This is a genomic window from Bradyrhizobium sp. CCGB01 (genome assembly GCF_024199795.1).
Classification (GTDB): Bacteria; Pseudomonadota; Alphaproteobacteria; order Rhizobiales; family Xanthobacteraceae; genus Bradyrhizobium.
Window position 1 is genome coordinate 7,639,259 of record NZ_JANADK010000001.1, and the last position, 15,621, is coordinate 7,654,879.

A 15,621-nucleotide genomic window follows, 5' to 3' on the forward strand; every position below is an offset into this window, starting at 1 on the left:
CCCTCAGAACGGGCTGACCGGCGCGAGGCGCCGGCCGTCGATCATGCGCTTGTGGCTGTAGGCCGCGGGATCGACCAGCGGCGTCGCGCCGGTCACGATGTCGGCGGCGAGTTTGCCGGCCGCGGGTCCAATACCAAAACCATGGCCGGAGAAGCCGGTCGCGAGGAAGAAGCCCGGCAGGGCATCGACCGGCGAGATCACCGGGATGGTGTCCGGCGTGCAGTCGATCGTGCCGCCCCAGGCCTCCGCGATCTCGATGTCCTTCAGTTCGGGGTTCGACTTGATCAGCGAGGCCAGCGCCGCATTGACCAGCGACATGTCAGGCTCGGGATCGCGCACACGCTCGGTCTCGAACGGCGACGGCTTGTCGAAGCTCCAGCTCGTGCCGCGCACGATCTGGTCGAAGAACGACTTGCCGAACGACAGTTTCAGCCCGTTCTTGCGATGCAAGTAGGTCGGCCAGAAGGTGCGGGCATAGCGGAACAGGTCGGGTGACAGCTCGACCGTGCCGCGGTTGCGCAGCGCCAGCGTGAATCCGCCGTCGAGGCGGCGGCGGATGCAATAGAAGTCGGTGCCGAGCGCGCCGGACGTGATTTCCGGTCCCGGCGTCGTCCGGCACGCGGTGGCGTTGACGAGACCGATCGGCAGCTCGATGCCGTGACGGCGACAGAACAGCGACGACCACGCGCCGCCCGACAGCAGCACGGACTGGGTGCGGATCGTCCCCTTCTCGGTGACGACGGCGCTAACCTTTCCTCCGGTCGTTTCCAGCCCACGCGCGGCGCAGCCCTGATGGATGGTGACGCCGTGTTTTCGCGCGGCAGTGGCAAGCGCGGGCACCGCCATCGACGGTTCGGCGCGGCCATCGCTCGGCGTGTGCAGGCCGCCGACCCATTTCTCGGCATTACCGGGCACGCGCTCGGCGACTTCCGCCGGCGTCAGGACTGTCGAGTGCACCTGCATCTCGCGCGCCGTCGCGGCCCATCGCTCCCAGCTGGCAAGCTCGTCCTTGCTTTTGGTCAGGAACAGAACGCCGGTGCGGCGGAAGCCGGCATCGACACCGGCATCGTTCTGCATGTCCTCCCACAGCCGCAGCGCCTCACGGGCGAGCGGAATCTCCTCGCGGGCGCGGCCCTGCTGGCGGCACCAGCCCCAATTGCGGCTCGACTGCTCGCCGCCGACATGGCCCTTCTCGACGAGAGCGACGGAGAGGCCCTTCCTCGCGAGATGATAGGCCGCGGAGACACCGATGACGCCGCCGCCGATGACGACGACGTCCACCTGCGCCGGCAGGCGTTCGTCGCTGTTTATACGGGTGAGCGGCGGGGACATGGGGCACTCCTGGACTTCAGTTCGATCGAGTTCTTGCTCGTCATGGGATGTTCATCCGCGGATCGAGCGCGTCGCGCAGTCCGTCACCGAGGAAGTTGAAGCTCGTCACCGCGAGCGTGATGGCGAGGCCCGGCGCGATCGCGAGCCACGGCGCGCTGGTGAGATAGATCTGCGCATTGTTGAGCATGTTGCCCCAGCTCGCGGCCGGCGGCTGGATGCCGTACCCGAGATAGCTGACATAGGATTCGAGCAAAATCGCCTTGGCGACGTTCAGCGTTGCCGCGACCACGATCGGCGCGATCGCATTGGGCACGAGCTCGCGGAACATGATCCGCAGGTTCGACGAGCCGAACGCAAGTGCGGCGACCGCAAACTCACGTTCGCGCAGCGATCGGACCTGGGCCTCGACGACGCGGGCAACAGCCATCCACGCGGTCGCCGCGATCAGCACTGTCGTTGTGATCAGGCCGGGCTCGGTGAGCGCCGCCAGCGCGAGCAGCAGGAAGATCGTCGGGAAGCACAGCACGGCGTCGACCAGCCGCATCAGGACCGCGCCGACCACACCGCCATAGAAGCCGGCGAAAGCGCCGACGGCGATGCCGACCGCCATCGCGATCACCATCGCGACGATGCCGATCGAGAGCGAGACCCGACCACCCATCATCAGCCGCGCCAGCACGTCGCGGCCGAGTTCGTCGGTGCCGAGAATGTGCGCGCCCGACAGCGGCGGCGCGAACCGCTTCATGATGTCGATATAGGTGTCATCGAACGGCAGCAGATAAGGACCGAACGCCGAGCCGAGGACGAGCACCAGGATGATCACGGCGCCCGCGAGCGCGAGCCGATGCCGGCGGAAGCGCCGCCAGGCGGCCTGACCGGGCGCGAGCTGAACGGTGGACAAGGTTGCAGTCGTCATCCCTAGCCCACCCGGATGCGCGGATCGACGACGGCATAGAGGATGTCGGCGAGCAGCGAGCCGATCAGAACCATGGTCGCCGAGAACATCAGGATGCCCATCACCACGGGATAGTCGCGATAACCGATGGAATCGAGAAACAGTCGGCCCATGCCCGGCCAGGTGAACACGGTCTCGGCAACCAGCGCACCGCCGAGAAGCGTCGGAAACTGCAGGCCCGCGACCGTGATCATCGGCAGCAGCGCGTTACGCAGCGCGTGCACCGTGAGGATGCGCCACTCCGGCATGCCCTTGGCCCGCGCGGTACGGATGTAGTCCTGGTTGATCACTTCGAGCATGGAGGAGCGCATGAAGCGGCCCCACATCGCGGTCTCGACCAGCGCCAGCACCAGCGCCGGCGCGATCAGATGATGCAAGAGGTCGAGGAAGGAGCCGTCGCCGACGGTCTGGCGGTTGCCGGCCGGCAGCCAGCCGAGTTTTACGGAGAACACGTAGATCGTGACGAGGCCGAACCAGAAGGTCGGGATCGACAGCGCGATCATGGCGCCGACGGTGGCGAGCGAATCGAACAGCGAATAACGGCGCAGCGCGCCGAGCACGCCGATCCAGCAGCCGAGTAGCACCGCGATGATGGTCGCCGTCGCCATCAGCTCCAGCGTCGCGCCGAGATGCGAGGAGATCACCGACAGCACCGCCTCGCCGTCGCGATAGGACTTGCCCCAGTCACCTTTCAACATGCGCCCGAACCAGTCGAGATACTGGATCGGCAGCGGACGATCGAGGCCGAGCTGTTTCGTGACGCGGTCGAGATCCTCCTGCGTCATCTGCGCGGACGCCGCGAATTGCGAGAGCGGACCGCCGGGTGCCAGATGCAGGATGGCGAACCCGATCGCGGAAACGATCACCAGCAGCATGATCGCCTGAGCCAGGCGGTTGACGACGTAACGGGCCATCTCAGGCGATCCAGCGAGCCTGAGGCATCAGGCCCAATACCATTCGCGAATGTTCCAGCAGTTGATGGAGGTGTTGATGTTGGGGCGGAAGCCTTGCAGCCCTTCCTTCACGCCCTCGGCGATAAAGCCCTGGAACAGCGGCAGGATGGCGAGATCGTTGCGGATCAGCTTTTGCAGATCACCATAGGTGGTCTTGCGCTGGGCGAGATCGAATTGCTTCGCGCCTTCTGCAAGCAGGCGATCGGCCTCGGGGCTCTTGTACTGATAAGTGTTGTAGCCGCGGCCGCCCTTGGCGGGGATCGCGCCGGAGCCGAAGCGCGGGGTGACGTCGGGATCGCTGCCGAGCATGAAGTTCACGGACACCAGCACCGAATTGAACTTCGACTGCTGCCAGAAATCGCCCCAGATCACCGCGGCCGGCATGTTGTTCACGCGCATCGCCGCACCGATCGCGCGCCAGTCCTGGATCAGGAGCTGCTGGGTCTGTTCGCGCACGGCGTTGCCCGACGTGGTCGAATTGGTGAATTCGAGCTTCACGCCGCCCTTCTCGCGGATGCCGCCGGAGCCGCGAACCCAGCCTGCGGCATCAAGCAGCGCGTTGGCCTTGGCCGGATCGTATTTATGCTGCGGCAGGCCCTGCTGGAACGACCATGCCTGCTGCGGCACGAAGCTCTCGGTCTGTGTGGGCAGGCCGTAGTTCAGCGCATCGATGATCGCCTGCTTGTTGATGGCGAGATAAAGTGCCTCGCGCACCGCGCGGTCCGCGAAGGGACCGAATTCGAGATTGGGCGCAACGTGCTCCACCGAGGACGTCGCCGAGACGAAGATCTTGCGGCCCTTCAGCGTCTTCGCCTCCTGCACGAAGTTCGGCAAAATGCCCTGCAGGCCGGTGTAGTCGACCTGCCCCGTGCGGAACTGGGTGTAGAGCACGGTGAGATCAGGAATGTATTTAAAGACCACGCGTTCGACGTAAGGTCCTTTGCCGTGATAGCCGGTGTGGGCATTCAATTGAATGTGGTCGCCGGGCACGCGCTCGCCCCAGCGGAACGGCCCGGTGCCGACCGGCGCATTGTGGAACGGCGAGGCGTTCGGATCCGTCAGCTTCTCCAGGATGTGCTTGGGCACGATGAAGGTAAGCGACAGGATCGACATGTAAGGCGAATAGGGAGCCTCCATCCGCCAGTGGATCTCGTCGGGCGCGACGACCTTGATGTCCTTGACCAGGTTGTGGCCGACGCGGTTGCGGACGCGGAAATCGGGGTTGTTGATCAGCTCCAGCGAGAACTTCACGTCCTCGGCCGTGAACGGCGTGCCGTCGTGCCACTTCACGTCGCTGCGCAGCTTGATCTTCCAGGTCAGGCCGTCGGCCGACAAGCCACCATTCTCGACGGTCGGCACTTCGCGCGCGAGGTCGGGGACGAATTTGCCGTCGGGCTCGATGAACCAGAGCGGCGAGAACACCTGCCACCAGATGCCCTGATCGACCTCGATGCCCGGCATCAGGGGATGGAAGACGGTCGGCTCCTGCGACAGCGCGGCGATCACCTGCCCGCGCGGCTTGTCCGGCGGATTGCCCGGGCGCTCGGTCTGCGCGAAGGCGTTGCCTGAAAGCGTCCATCCCGCCGCGGCGCCCGCGCCGAGCTGGAAGAACTGTCGGCGATTTGGAATGCCGAAATGATGCAGTCCGCCAACGCCGAACTTGCCGGTGCTGTCTGCCATAACCAGTCTCCGTTCCCGCACGCGGCACCGTCTCCCGCGCCCCGAGACCCCGGCAAAGGGACAGGAGTGGGCTTTAGTGCTTCTAAATTTTTCAACCAAAATTTCATCATGACTAAATACAGCTGTCAATCACATTGCTAGGATGCGCGACCTTTTCACTCCGACTGAAGCCTCGGACCACGTGGTCCGGGGCTGAGATGATGCATGGGAGAGCGACATGGATGGTCGCGGCGAGACAAACGGTCCGAAGGACGCCCCGGCGATCGAGGCCGACGATGCGGTCGACCAGCGGCTCGGCGAAACCGTGCGGCTGCTGCGTCAGCGCGCCGGGCTGTCGATCCAGGACGTCGCCAACAAGACCGGCCTCTCCAACGGCATGATCAGCCAGCTCGAACGCGCGCGCGCCATGCCGTCGATCCGCACGCTGCGCCTGCTCAGCATCGCGCTCGACGTTCCCATCTCCTACTTCTTCGAGACCAGCGATCCCGCCGATGTGCAGCGCTACATCGTGCGCAAAAACAGCCGGCGCCTGCTGCGGCTCACCGCCAGCGGCGTCGTCAAGGAAGCGCTGACGCCGGCCGACCAAGGCCAGCTCGAACTCTATGAGCTCACGCTCAATCCCGGCGCCTCGTCCGGCACCGATTTTTTGCAGCACACCGGCGAGAAGGCCGGCTACATCCTGTCCGGCAGCCTGCGGCTGTGGCTCGACAACCAGGCTCACTTGCTGGAAGCCGGCGACAGTTTTCGTTTTCCGAGCGTCGTGCCGCACATGTTCGACAATCCGACCCAGCAGGCCGCCCGCGTGATCTGGGTCACGACGCTGCGGCAGACCGAATCGCCGGCAGGTTGAAAACGCCCGCCGCCCGGATGCCACCGGAAATTGCCTCTCGACGGCGGCGCACGGAGTCTGTAGCTCACGTGGAGCCGGACTCATTGACAGGGCGGGCGCGAGGGGCCGCGACTGACGTCGTCGGTGTGAGACCATGAAACTCAGGCCGCTTCTGACACTCGCGATGACCGCGCAGGTCGTCGTGACCGCCGCGGCGCTCCTCGCCTCCTATGCCGTGACCGGAGCCGGGTTCGGCCTTGCCCAGATCGTCGCCCTCGTCGCTAGCGCCGCCGTCGCGGTGCTGCTTGCGCGGCACTGCACACGCGCAATCGAGGCGTCACAGGACAAGCGCATCGCTGCGCAACTCGCAGAGCAGGTGCAGGCGAGCGCACAAGTCACGCAAGCCATCATCAAGACCGCGCTCGACGCCTTCGTTCAGACGGACGAAAGAGGTGTCGTCCTGGAGTGGAGTGTTCAGGCCGAGGCCCTGACCGGATGGACGCGCAAGGAGGCGCTCGGCACCGACGTCGTCGACCTGCTCATCGCCGAGCCGCTCCGCGACGGCTTCAGGCAACGCATGATGCGGCTCCTGCCGGAACTGTCGAATACCCCGATCGGCATCCGGTTCGAAGCGACCCTGCTGCACCGGAACGGCGAGGAGATTCTGATCGAGGCGTCGAGCTCCACGCTCCGGCTCGGCGGACGCACCGTCATCAATAATTTCGTCAAGGACGTCACCCAGAAACGCGCCGCCGAGGAGCAGTTGATCCAGGCTCAGAAGATGGAAGCGGTCGGCCAGCTCACCGGCGGCATCGCGCACGAATTCAACAACATGCTCACCGTGATCACGGGCACGATCGAGATCCTCGCCGACGCCGTCAAGGACAACCCGCCGCTTGCGACCATCACCAAGCTGATCAGCGAAGCGGCCGATCGCGGCGCCGCGCTGACATCGAGCCTGTTGTCCTTTGCCCGCAAGCAGGCGCTCCAGCCGGCCGAGATCGACGTCAACGAACTGCTCGAAGAGCTGACAAAGCTGCTGCTGGCGACCTTCGACAAGAAGATCGAGATCGTGACCAGGCTCGACCGCAACGTCTGGCTGGCTTTCGCCGACCGCGGCCAGCTGAGCTCGGCGCTGCTCAACCTCGCGATCAACGCCCGCGACGCGATGCTGGACGGCGGCAAGCTGATGCTGACGACACGCAACGTGGTGTTCGGCGTGCGCGAGGCCGTCGCCGTCGGCGCCGGCTATGCCGGCCACTATGTCGAGATCGAGATCGCCGACAGCGGCACCGGCATTCCGCAGGCGTTTCTGGAGCGGATCTTCGATCCCTTCTTCTCGACCAAGGAGGTCGGCAAGGGCACCGGGCTCGGACTCAGCATGGTGTTCGGTTTCGTCAAGCAGTCCGGTGGCGGCATCAAGGTCGATTCCGCCGAAGGCGGCGGCACGACCTTCACGATCTATTTGCCGAAGGCCGAGACCAGCACGCTTCGCCCGGCCGGCTACGACGAACGCAAGATCGTGGGCGGAACGGAGACCATCCTCTGCGTTGAGGACGACCGCGACGTCCGTCAGTTCGTCACCGTCCAGCTCGAAAGTCTCGGCTACAAGGTCATCCCGGCCGCCAACGCGGCCGACGCGCTCGCCATCGCGGCCCGGGGCACGCCGTTCGATCTGCTCTTTACCGACATCGTGATGGCCGGCGCCTTGAATGGACGGGAGCTCGCCGATCAGATGGTGGCCGCCCGGCCCTCGCTGCGGGTGCTGTTCACGTCGGGCTATGCCCACGACGCCCCGCATGGGCCGGGACACGCCACCATGGGCGCGCCGCTTCTGACGAAACCCTACCGCAAGGCCGAGCTCGCGCGCATGCTGCGCCGCTCCCTCGACACGGCCGTCGACGACGCCGGCGATCCGATCCCGACGCCCTACTCGGTGCAGGCCGAAGTCGAGGGCTTCTTGCGCAGGCAGGCATCCGACGACGCCACAACGCGATCGCGGAAATAGATGCCTTCCGCCTAGCTCATCCGTCGCCGCAGCGTTGCCGACGGCGTCTCGCCGAACTTCTGGCGGTAGGCGCCGGCCATGCGGCCGAGATGGGTGAAGCCGAGATCGAACGCGATCCCGGTGATGGAGGCATCGGGCGCGGCCTGCGCAAGGCGGGCGTGCAGACCGGCGAGGCGCATGTCGAGCAGCATCTCCGAGATCGACAGGCCGAAGTGACGGCGAAAGCCGAGCTGGAGCGCGCGGACGCCGATGCCGGAGGCGCAGGCGAGCTGCGCGAGGTCGAGCGGCTCGCCGGCATTGTCGGCAAGATGGTCCCGCGCGGCGCGGAGCGCACGCGGCAGCCGCTCGGCTTGCCCTGAGAACGTCCTCATGGCATCCGACAGGCCATGCCGCTGGCCATTGAGGAGATGATCGAGCAGCACCTCGCGCCAATCGGCCATCGCGACCGGTGAAAGCCTGCCGGACCGGCCGAGACGTTCGGCAAGCCGCATCAGCTCGGCAAGGCTGGTCCGCAACGCCTGCCCTGCCGGCGCGTCCAGGTCGATCGCGGCATCAAACTCGACCGGGCCGGCCGCCCTGCCCGACAGCGCCGCCGCGCGTTGCTCGACCATGCGACGGTCGAGCAGCAGGATCGCTTGCGCGCAGTCGCTCCACGTCATCCGGGTCGGGATAGTCGGCGACAGCAGCGACGCCGTCCGGCCCGGCGCGGCATCGACATCGCTGACGCCGGCACGAATGCGGGCGGTGCCGGTGAGCGGGACCTGCACCAGGAAGAAGCGCTCGAGGCAGCCGGGATCGATGCTCACCGACCCGCCATAGGCGACATAGCTGATGGAGAAGCCGTCGAAAGCCGCGCAATTGTGCCGGGCGGAGAAGCCGGGCGCACGCGGCCGTACCGGCTTGAGATCATGCGGACAGAAGATGCGTCCGATCTGCTCGGCCGCTTCGTCGACATCGTCCGTGGTCACGCGAGCGAAGTCCGCAAGCCTTTCGGCTTCGGACCGCATGCTCATTTCCAGCTCGGCTGCGGACATCGTCGACCACGCTTCGCGTCACGGAGTTGCTTTAAGCCTATAATAGTTCGCCGGACGCGAAAAGAGCCGCGCCGCAAAAACGTCGTGTTGCACGGCAACAGCCGCATCCGGATTCGTTTAGCGGATAGACAAGCCGCCCATAGCAGGCCGAAGCTCCATCCCTGCCGGTATCCATGAGGAGGCGAGCCATGACAGCACTCGAAAAGACTGCACTCGAAAAGGGCATTACCGCAAACGGCACGGGCTACGGCGGCAAGAGCTGGAACATCCTTGGCCAGGTCTATTTCCCGAAAGCCGTCACCGACTCCACCTTCGCGTTCGAGACCAACAGCGAGCCCGGCCAGTTCGTGCCGGTGCACATCCATCCGACCCAGGACGAATTCATCCTGGTCCAGGAAGGCACGCTCGACCTCAAGCTCGACGGCCAATGGGTCAAGGCTCATGCCGGTGATCTCGTGCGCATGCCGCGCGGCATCCCGCATGGCTATTTCAACAAATCCGACAAGCCCTGCCGCGCGCTGTTCTGGGTCTCGCCGATGCAGAAGCTGGAGGCGCTGTTCAACCAGCTCCACAATCTGACTGACCCTGCGGAGGTCGTGCGCATCTCGGCGCTGCACGAGGTCGACTTCCTGCCGCCCGAGGCCAACGAATAGGCGAAGCCTCACGTCCATTTTCATCTGCTTGCAGGTCCGCCGGCCGTGCATCGCGGCCGAACGTGGCCGCTTGCGCCCAAACATTGCGAGCATTCCATGGTCAGCCCCAAGCATGTCTGCGTGATCGGCGCCGGCGTCTCCGGCCTCGCCGCCGCCAAGGCGTTCGCCAGCCGCGGCCACCGCGTCACCGTCGTCGAGCGCAGTGCCGACCTCGGCGGCGTCTGGGAGCCGGCGCGCTCCTATCCCGAGGTGCAGACGCAAAGTCCGAAGGAGCTCTACCGCTACACCGACCGCGCCATGCCGGAGGCCTATCCGGAATGGCCGACCGGGCCGCAGGTCCATGCCTATCTCGCCGACTACGCGAAGAGTTTTGGCCTCGACCGCATGCTGCGCCTCGACACCGCCGTCGCCGGCATGGCACGGCGCGCCGACGGCAAACCAGGCTGGACGCTCGCCTTGTCGAACAAGGCCGGCGCGACCACGAACGAGGATTTCGATTTCGTCGCGGTCTGCACCGGGCAGTTCAACGAGCCGCGGGAGCTGCATTGCCCGGGCGAGGATGGCTTCCTGGCGCAGGGCGGGCAAATCCTGCATTCGTCAAAATATTGCGATCCGGCGTTGGCGAAAGGGCGCCGCGTCGTCGTGCTCGGCGGATCGAAGTCCGCGACCGACATCGCGGTGAACGCGGTGAAATCAGGCGCGCGCGAGGTCACCATCGTGATGCGCGAGCCGGTCTGGCGCATTCCCTACTTCATCGGCGGGCTCGTGAACTTCAAGCGCATCCTCTACATCCGCGCGCAGGAGGAGATGTTTCCGGGCTGGGGCGCGAGCTCCATGGCGCGGCTCGCGCTTCGTCTCACCGCGCCTCTCATCTGGGCGAACTGGCGCGGACTTGAGAGCCTGTTGAAGGCGCAGCTCAAGCTCAACCGGTGCAAGATGGTGCCGAAGGAGCGGATCGAGGACGGCGTCAACTGCTCGGTGCCGATCGCAACGCCGGGCTTCTATCCGATGGTCGCCGACGGCCGCATCAAGGCGGTGTTCGGCAGCTTCGATCACTATGAAGGCGACAGCATCGTGATGAGCGGCGGCGAGCGCGTTGGTGCCGACGTCGCGGTGCTCGCGATCGGCTACAAGCTCGGCGTGCCGTTCCTGCCGGAGGCCTATCAGGCCAAGCTGGTCGATACGGACGGGCAGTACCGGCTCTATCGCCTGATCGCAAATCCCGACCTGCCTGAGATGGGCTTCGTCGGCTTCAACTCGTCGTTTTGCACCGTGCTCTGTGCCGATCTCGCCGCCAACTGGCTGGTGCGGTATGCCGACGTCCAGCTCGCGAACCAGCCGACGGCGCAAGCGATGCGCGACAACATCGAGATGATGCTGCACTTCAAGCGCGTCGAACGGCCGGCCGCGGGCGTCTATGGCGGCCTCTGCGTCGCGCCCTATCACTACCGCCATTTCGACGAGCTGATGGCCGACATCGGCGCGAAGAACCAGAAGCGCGGCGGGCTTGCCGGACACTTCCAGCCGCCGGATGCGGATGCCTATGCGAAATTCCTGGCCTCGGCGCCGGAGTACCGGGCCACGGCGTAAGCGCGAGGCGCGGTCAGTCGGGCTTGGTCCGTCCTGCAGCATCTCCGCCCCGGGTCCCAACAAGGCCCGGGCCGGCCCCCATCGACGGTGCAACGATGATCGCACCGCCGGGCTCTGCCACGACCGCGCCTCCCCTGAGGTAGCAACGGCCGTCCGCGCCACGATAGGCGTCGCGGCCGCAGCCCTGCGCGGCCTCGGCACTGACGCTTGTGACACACAACAGGGCCGCGAATACCAGTATCGACAGGATATTCCTGGTCATCGGTCATTCCCGCGCTTGAGCCGACCACAATATGGTCGGCGCCATTCGGCCCCTCCAATGCGCCAATTTCTTGGCCATGCCTTTAGACGGCGACGCGTATCAATCCAGCACCGTCTCCAGATCGGAATAGATGACGTCAGCCGTGCGCTGATAATGCTGCTGAAGCAGCGCCACGGCTTCGTCCGTTTTCCGGTCGAGCACGGCCTGGAGAATCTGGGCGTGCTCGGTCCCGATCTTGCGGACCGGATAGGCCTTGGCGATCGACATCATGCGGTAGCGGTAGAGCCGATCGGCGAGCTGCTCGCAGAAGCCGAGCAGCGGGCGCGAGCCGCACAGGCCGATCAGCGTCGCGTGGAAGGCGCGATGCGCCTTCTCCCAATCGGGATTGTCCGCGAATTTTTCCGGATCAAGTGAACGCGGCGTACGGTCGAGGCGGTGATGCGTCACCAGAAGCTGCTCTTCCCAGCCTTGGGTCGCGTTCTGCATGGATTCGCGCAAGGCCAGCCCTTCGACCCAGCAACGCGTCTTGGTCAATTCCTGAAGCTCGTCCTTGCTCACCGGCTTCACGTAGAAGCCGCGCTGCTCCATGCCGACCACGAACTCCTCCGTGGTCAGACGGTTGAGCGCCTCGCGCAGCGGGGTCTGCCCGACATTGTAATGCTCCATCAGGAAGCGCGACTGAAGCTTGCGGCCGGGCGCCAGCCGCGTGGTCAGGATGTCGGTCTTGAGGCGGGCGTAGATGCTCGTCGCCAGCGTCGCCGGCGCGTCGGACTTCGGGCTCGACAGGTCAGAGTTCATGGCCGTCCCACTGATTCACCGAAGTTTGTACATCAGGCCGCGAACGCCTTTAATTTATAAATTCTATCTTTACGGAGAGCTTTATATATATTAATCGTTCGCCAACAACAACCGGCTCTGTGGCGATCCGCGGCAATTCGGGCGCGCCACCTGCCTTCGGCGAGGAAGCCCGATGTCCGATTTTCCGGTGATCGCGTTGCGCAGCGTCGAGATCACGACGCCGCACCTCGGCGCCTCGGCCGATTTCTACGCGAAGGTCTGGGGCCTCGATGTCGCTGCACAAGCCGAGGGCACGGTCTATCTCGCCGCGACGGGAGCGGACTTCCACGTCATCGAGCTCACGCAAGCCGAGCGGGCCGCGCTCCGCAAGGTCACCTTTCGCGTCCGCTCGCGCGACGATCTCGACCGTCTGTTTGCGCGCGCACGCGAGGCCGCCTGCGAAATCATCACGCCGCCCGGCCCGTCGCGCGCGCCGTCAGGCGGCGAACACTTCGTCGTCCGTGAACCGCAGGGCTGCTGCATGGAGTTCGTCCATGGCGATCGCACCAAGGCGGCGCGCATCGTGGCTGACCGTCCCGAGCGGCTCGCCCACGTCAACATCAACAGCGCCGACATCGAAAAGCTCTCGACGTTCTACCAGCAGGTGCTCGGCTTTCGCCTCACCGACCGCTCGAAGCTGATGGCGTTCCTGTGCTGCAACAGCGATCACCATGCCGTCGTACTCGCGGAAGCGCCGGTCAACGGACTCAATCACATCGCCTTCCTGATGCCGGACCTGGAATCTGTCATGCGCGGCTCCGGCCGCATGGTCGATCACGGCTTTCCGATCGGCTGGGGCGTCGGCCGGCACGGGCCCGGCGACAACGTGTTCGCCTATTTCGTCGATCCGACCGGAATCGTCATCGAATATACGGCCGAGGTCCTCCAGGTCGACGACAGCTACCGCGCGAAAGGACCGGCGGAATGGGTCTGGCCGCCGGGACGCACCGACCAGTGGGGCATCGCGCCGCCCAAGAGCGAGGCCTGCAAGACGGCGCAACTCTCCGTGCTGTTCGACCGAGGTCGCCGCGCATGACGACGTCCCCGGCCACCACGGACTACGACGTGCTCGTCGTCGGCTTCGGACCGACCGGCGCAGTCGCCACCGGCCTGCTCGGCCGTCTCGGCCATCGCACGCTCGTCATCGATCGCCTCACCGTCATCTACGACAAGCCACGCGCGATCGCGCTCGACCACGAGATCTTCCGTCACTTCGACAATATGGGGGTCGCGGAGGCGATCGCACCCTATGTCGAGCCGTTCACCGCCTCCGAGCATTTTGGCGTCGACGGCCAGCTGATCCGTCGCATCGACATGGTCGCCAAGCCGTACCCGCTCGGCTACACGCCGAGCATGGTGTTCAGCCAGCCGCCGGTCGAGGCGGAGCTGCGCCGTCACGCCACGGGATTTTCTTGCGTGCAGGCCGAGCTCGGCGTCGAGCTGGTCAATCTCGAGCAGCGCTCCGACTGCGTCGAGGCAACGCTGAAGGACGCTGGCGGACGATTGCGGACGGTGACGACGCGCTACGTTCTCGGCTGCGATGGCGCCACGAGCGCCGTGCGCCAGATGGCCGGGATTGCGCTGGAAGACCTGATCTTCGACGAGCCCTGGCTCGTGGTCGACGTGCGGGTCGATCATGCCGCGCTCGCAAAGCTGCCGCAAAACTCCGCGCAGTTCTGCAATCCGGCGCGCCCCGTCAGCTTCCTGATCGGCCCGGAGAACCATCGGCGCTGGGAGATCATGCTGCTGCCGGGCGAGGACCCGCGGCAGATGGAGCGGCCGGAGAATGTCTGGTCGCTGCTGTCGCCCTGGCTCACGCCGGAGGACGGCGAGCTGTGGCGAGCGGCGTCCTATCGCTTCCACGCGCTCGTCGCCGCCAACTGGCGCAAGGGGCGCATCATCATTGCCGGCGATGCCGCACATCAGCAGCCGCCCTTCATCGGCCAGGGCATGTGCCAGGGCCTGCGCGATGCGACGAATCTCGCCTGGAAGCTCGATCGCGTGCTCAAGGGCACTTCGCCCGACACGCTGCTCGACAGCTACACGGCGGAACGCAAGCAGCACGTCATCGAGCTGACCGGCAAGATCAAGACAATCGGCCAGTCGATCTGCGAGCGCGATCCGGCGGCAGCGCGGCAGCGCGACGCGCGGATTCTGGCGGAAGGCGGCGGCAAGCCGCTCGCGCTGACGCGGCAGGAGATCATCCCGCCGCTGCGCGCAGGCTTTCTGTCGGAGCAGGACGGCTCGGCGCGCGGCACGCTGTTTCCGCAGCCACGGATCGCGAGCGGGCGCGAAGCGCGCCTGCTCGACCAGGTGACCGGAGCCGGCCTGCGCGTCTTCATCGACGGCCGCCGCGATACATCCGCACTCGCCACGCTCTGCGCCGCGCATCCCGAATTGTCCGCAGCGACGATCGCGCCGGCGGGTGCCGGCCAGCCCGGCGCGCTGGAGGAAATCGACGGCGTTCTGGCCGGCTGGTTCGACCGCCATGGCGTCGTCGCCGCGATCGTGCGGCCTGATCACTACTTGTTTGGAACGGCGCGCAACGCGGCCGAGCTCGGCAGTCTCCTGCGCGAGACCAGTTCGCGCCTGCACGGCCATCACAATCCGGATTTGAAAATGGAGAAGACAGCATGAGACTCGCGACCGTTAAGATCGACGGACGGACCACCTGGGGCATCGTCGATGGCGACAGTTTCCTCGATGTCGGCGCCGTGCTCGCCTCCCGCTACGCCGATCTCAGGGCCGCCATCGCCGGCGCGCTCGCAGGCGTCGCGGATGCGAAGTCAAAGGCGGCCGCCACGCCGCTCGCCGGGCTCACCTGGCTGCCGGTCGTTCCGAACCCGGACAAGATCCTGTGCGTCGGCCTGAACTACGAGACGCACCGGAAGGAGACCGGCCGCCCCGAGGTCGAACACCCCACCATCTTCTCGCGCTATTCCAACAGTCAGACCGGACATCTGAAGCCCATCATCCGTCCGCGCGTCTCGACCGACCTCGACTTCGAGGGCGAACTCGCGGTCATCATCGGCAAGGGCGGCCGCTACATCTCGCGCAGCGAGGCGATGGGCCATGTCGCCGGCTATGCCTGCTACAACGACGGCAGCATCCGCGATTTCCAGCGCCATACCCACCAGTTCACGCCCGGCAAGAATTTCCCTGATACCGGCGCATTCGGCCCGTGGATGATGACGCCGGACGAGCTCGGCGAGCTCGCCGAGCTCAAGCTCACCACCCGCCTCAACGGGCAGATCGTGCAGGAAGCGCAGATCAAGCACATGATCTTCGATATTCCGCGCCAGATCGAATATTGCTCGACCTTCACCCGGCTCGAGCCCGGTGACGTCATCGTCAGCGGTACGCCCGGCGGCGTCGGCGCCAAGCGCACACCGCCGCTGTGGATGAAGCCCGGCGACATCGTCGAAGTCGAGGTCGAGAAGCTCGCCATCCTGCGCAATCCCGTCGTCGACGAGACGCCGTGACCGATC

Annotated in this window: 14 protein-coding genes; 7 read left to right on the forward strand and 7 right to left on the reverse strand. The window is 65.8% G+C overall.

Annotation, left to right across the window (positions count from 1 at the left end):
* Positions 1-3: 3 nt before the first annotated feature.
* Genes NLM25_RS35995 through NLM25_RS36010 form a run of 4 tightly spaced genes read right to left on the reverse strand, consistent with a single transcriptional unit; the run spans position 4 to position 4,920 of the window.
* On the reverse strand, positions 4-1,332 hold the full coding sequence (locus NLM25_RS35995) for an FAD-binding oxidoreductase (protein WP_254140042.1): 1,329 nt from the start codon (positions 1,330-1,332) through the stop codon (positions 4-6).
* A gap of 40 nt (positions 1,333-1,372) precedes the next feature.
* The gene (locus tag NLM25_RS36000) at positions 1,373-2,248 is read right to left on the reverse strand and encodes an ABC transporter permease (protein WP_254122593.1); all 876 of its coding nucleotides are present in this window, start codon (positions 2,246-2,248) and stop codon (positions 1,373-1,375) included.
* A 2-nt stretch (positions 2,249-2,250) separates the two neighbouring features.
* The gene (locus NLM25_RS36005; protein ID WP_254140043.1) at positions 2,251-3,201 is read right to left on the reverse strand and encodes an ABC transporter permease; all 951 of its coding nucleotides are present in this window, start codon (positions 3,199-3,201) and stop codon (positions 2,251-2,253) included.
* 27 nt (positions 3,202-3,228) lie between these two features.
* Positions 3,229-4,920, reverse strand: coding sequence for a peptide ABC transporter substrate-binding protein (locus NLM25_RS36010; RefSeq protein ID WP_254140044.1), 1,692 nt, complete (start codon positions 4,918-4,920; stop codon positions 3,229-3,231).
* A 217-nt stretch (positions 4,921-5,137) separates the two neighbouring features.
* Between NLM25_RS36010 and NLM25_RS36015 the strand changes: the two genes are divergently transcribed.
* The gene (locus NLM25_RS36015) at positions 5,138-5,770 is read left to right on the forward strand and encodes a cupin domain-containing protein (RefSeq protein WP_254140045.1); all 633 of its coding nucleotides are present in this window, start codon (positions 5,138-5,140) and stop codon (positions 5,768-5,770) included.
* Between the two features lie 133 nt (positions 5,771-5,903).
* Positions 5,904-7,757: an ATP-binding protein gene (locus NLM25_RS36020; protein ID WP_254140046.1), complete on the forward strand. Its 1,854-nt coding sequence runs from the start codon at positions 5,904-5,906 to the stop codon at positions 7,755-7,757.
* A gap of 11 nt (positions 7,758-7,768) precedes the next feature.
* On the opposite strand, the gene NLM25_RS36025 is transcribed toward NLM25_RS36020, so the two are convergent.
* The gene (locus NLM25_RS36025; RefSeq protein WP_254140047.1) at positions 7,769-8,791 is read right to left on the reverse strand and encodes an AraC family transcriptional regulator; all 1,023 of its coding nucleotides are present in this window, start codon (positions 8,789-8,791) and stop codon (positions 7,769-7,771) included.
* Positions 8,792-8,979: 188 nt separating this feature from the next.
* Here NLM25_RS36025 and NLM25_RS36030 point away from each other — a divergent pair, with 188 nt between their 5' ends.
* Positions 8,980-9,444, forward strand: coding sequence for a cupin domain-containing protein (locus NLM25_RS36030; protein WP_254140048.1), 465 nt, complete (start codon positions 8,980-8,982; stop codon positions 9,442-9,444).
* 96 nt (positions 9,445-9,540) lie between these two features.
* Positions 9,541-11,034 (forward strand): NAD(P)/FAD-dependent oxidoreductase, encoded by a 1,494-nt coding sequence (locus NLM25_RS36035; protein WP_254140049.1) that lies wholly within the window; start codon positions 9,541-9,543, stop codon positions 11,032-11,034.
* A 13-nt stretch (positions 11,035-11,047) separates the two neighbouring features.
* Here the strand turns inward: NLM25_RS36035 and NLM25_RS36040 are convergent, their stop codons facing one another.
* Positions 11,048-11,296 (reverse strand): GCG_CRPN prefix-to-repeats domain-containing protein, encoded by a 249-nt coding sequence (locus NLM25_RS36040; RefSeq protein ID WP_254140050.1) that lies wholly within the window; start codon positions 11,294-11,296, stop codon positions 11,048-11,050.
* A 99-nt stretch (positions 11,297-11,395) separates the two neighbouring features.
* Positions 11,396-12,094, reverse strand: coding sequence for a GntR family transcriptional regulator (locus NLM25_RS36045; RefSeq protein ID WP_254140051.1), 699 nt, complete (start codon positions 12,092-12,094; stop codon positions 11,396-11,398).
* A gap of 172 nt (positions 12,095-12,266) precedes the next feature.
* On the opposite strand from NLM25_RS36045, the gene NLM25_RS36050 reads away from it, so the two are divergent.
* The 3 genes from NLM25_RS36050 to NLM25_RS36060 are packed head-to-tail and all read left to right on the forward strand — an operon-like array spanning position 12,267 to position 15,615.
* On the forward strand, positions 12,267-13,169 hold the full coding sequence (locus NLM25_RS36050) for a VOC family protein (RefSeq protein WP_254140052.1): 903 nt from the start codon (positions 12,267-12,269) through the stop codon (positions 13,167-13,169).
* Positions 13,166-14,770, forward strand: a complete 1,605-nt coding sequence (locus NLM25_RS36055; RefSeq protein WP_254140053.1) for a bifunctional 3-(3-hydroxy-phenyl)propionate/3-hydroxycinnamic acid hydroxylase — start codon at positions 13,166-13,168, stop codon at positions 14,768-14,770. Before NLM25_RS36050 ends, NLM25_RS36055 begins: the two co-directional genes overlap by 4 nt.
* Positions 14,767-15,615, forward strand: a complete 849-nt coding sequence (locus tag NLM25_RS36060; RefSeq protein WP_254140054.1) for a fumarylacetoacetate hydrolase family protein — start codon at positions 14,767-14,769, stop codon at positions 15,613-15,615. Before NLM25_RS36055 ends, NLM25_RS36060 begins: the two co-directional genes overlap by 4 nt.
* Positions 15,616-15,621 lie beyond the last annotated feature (6 nt).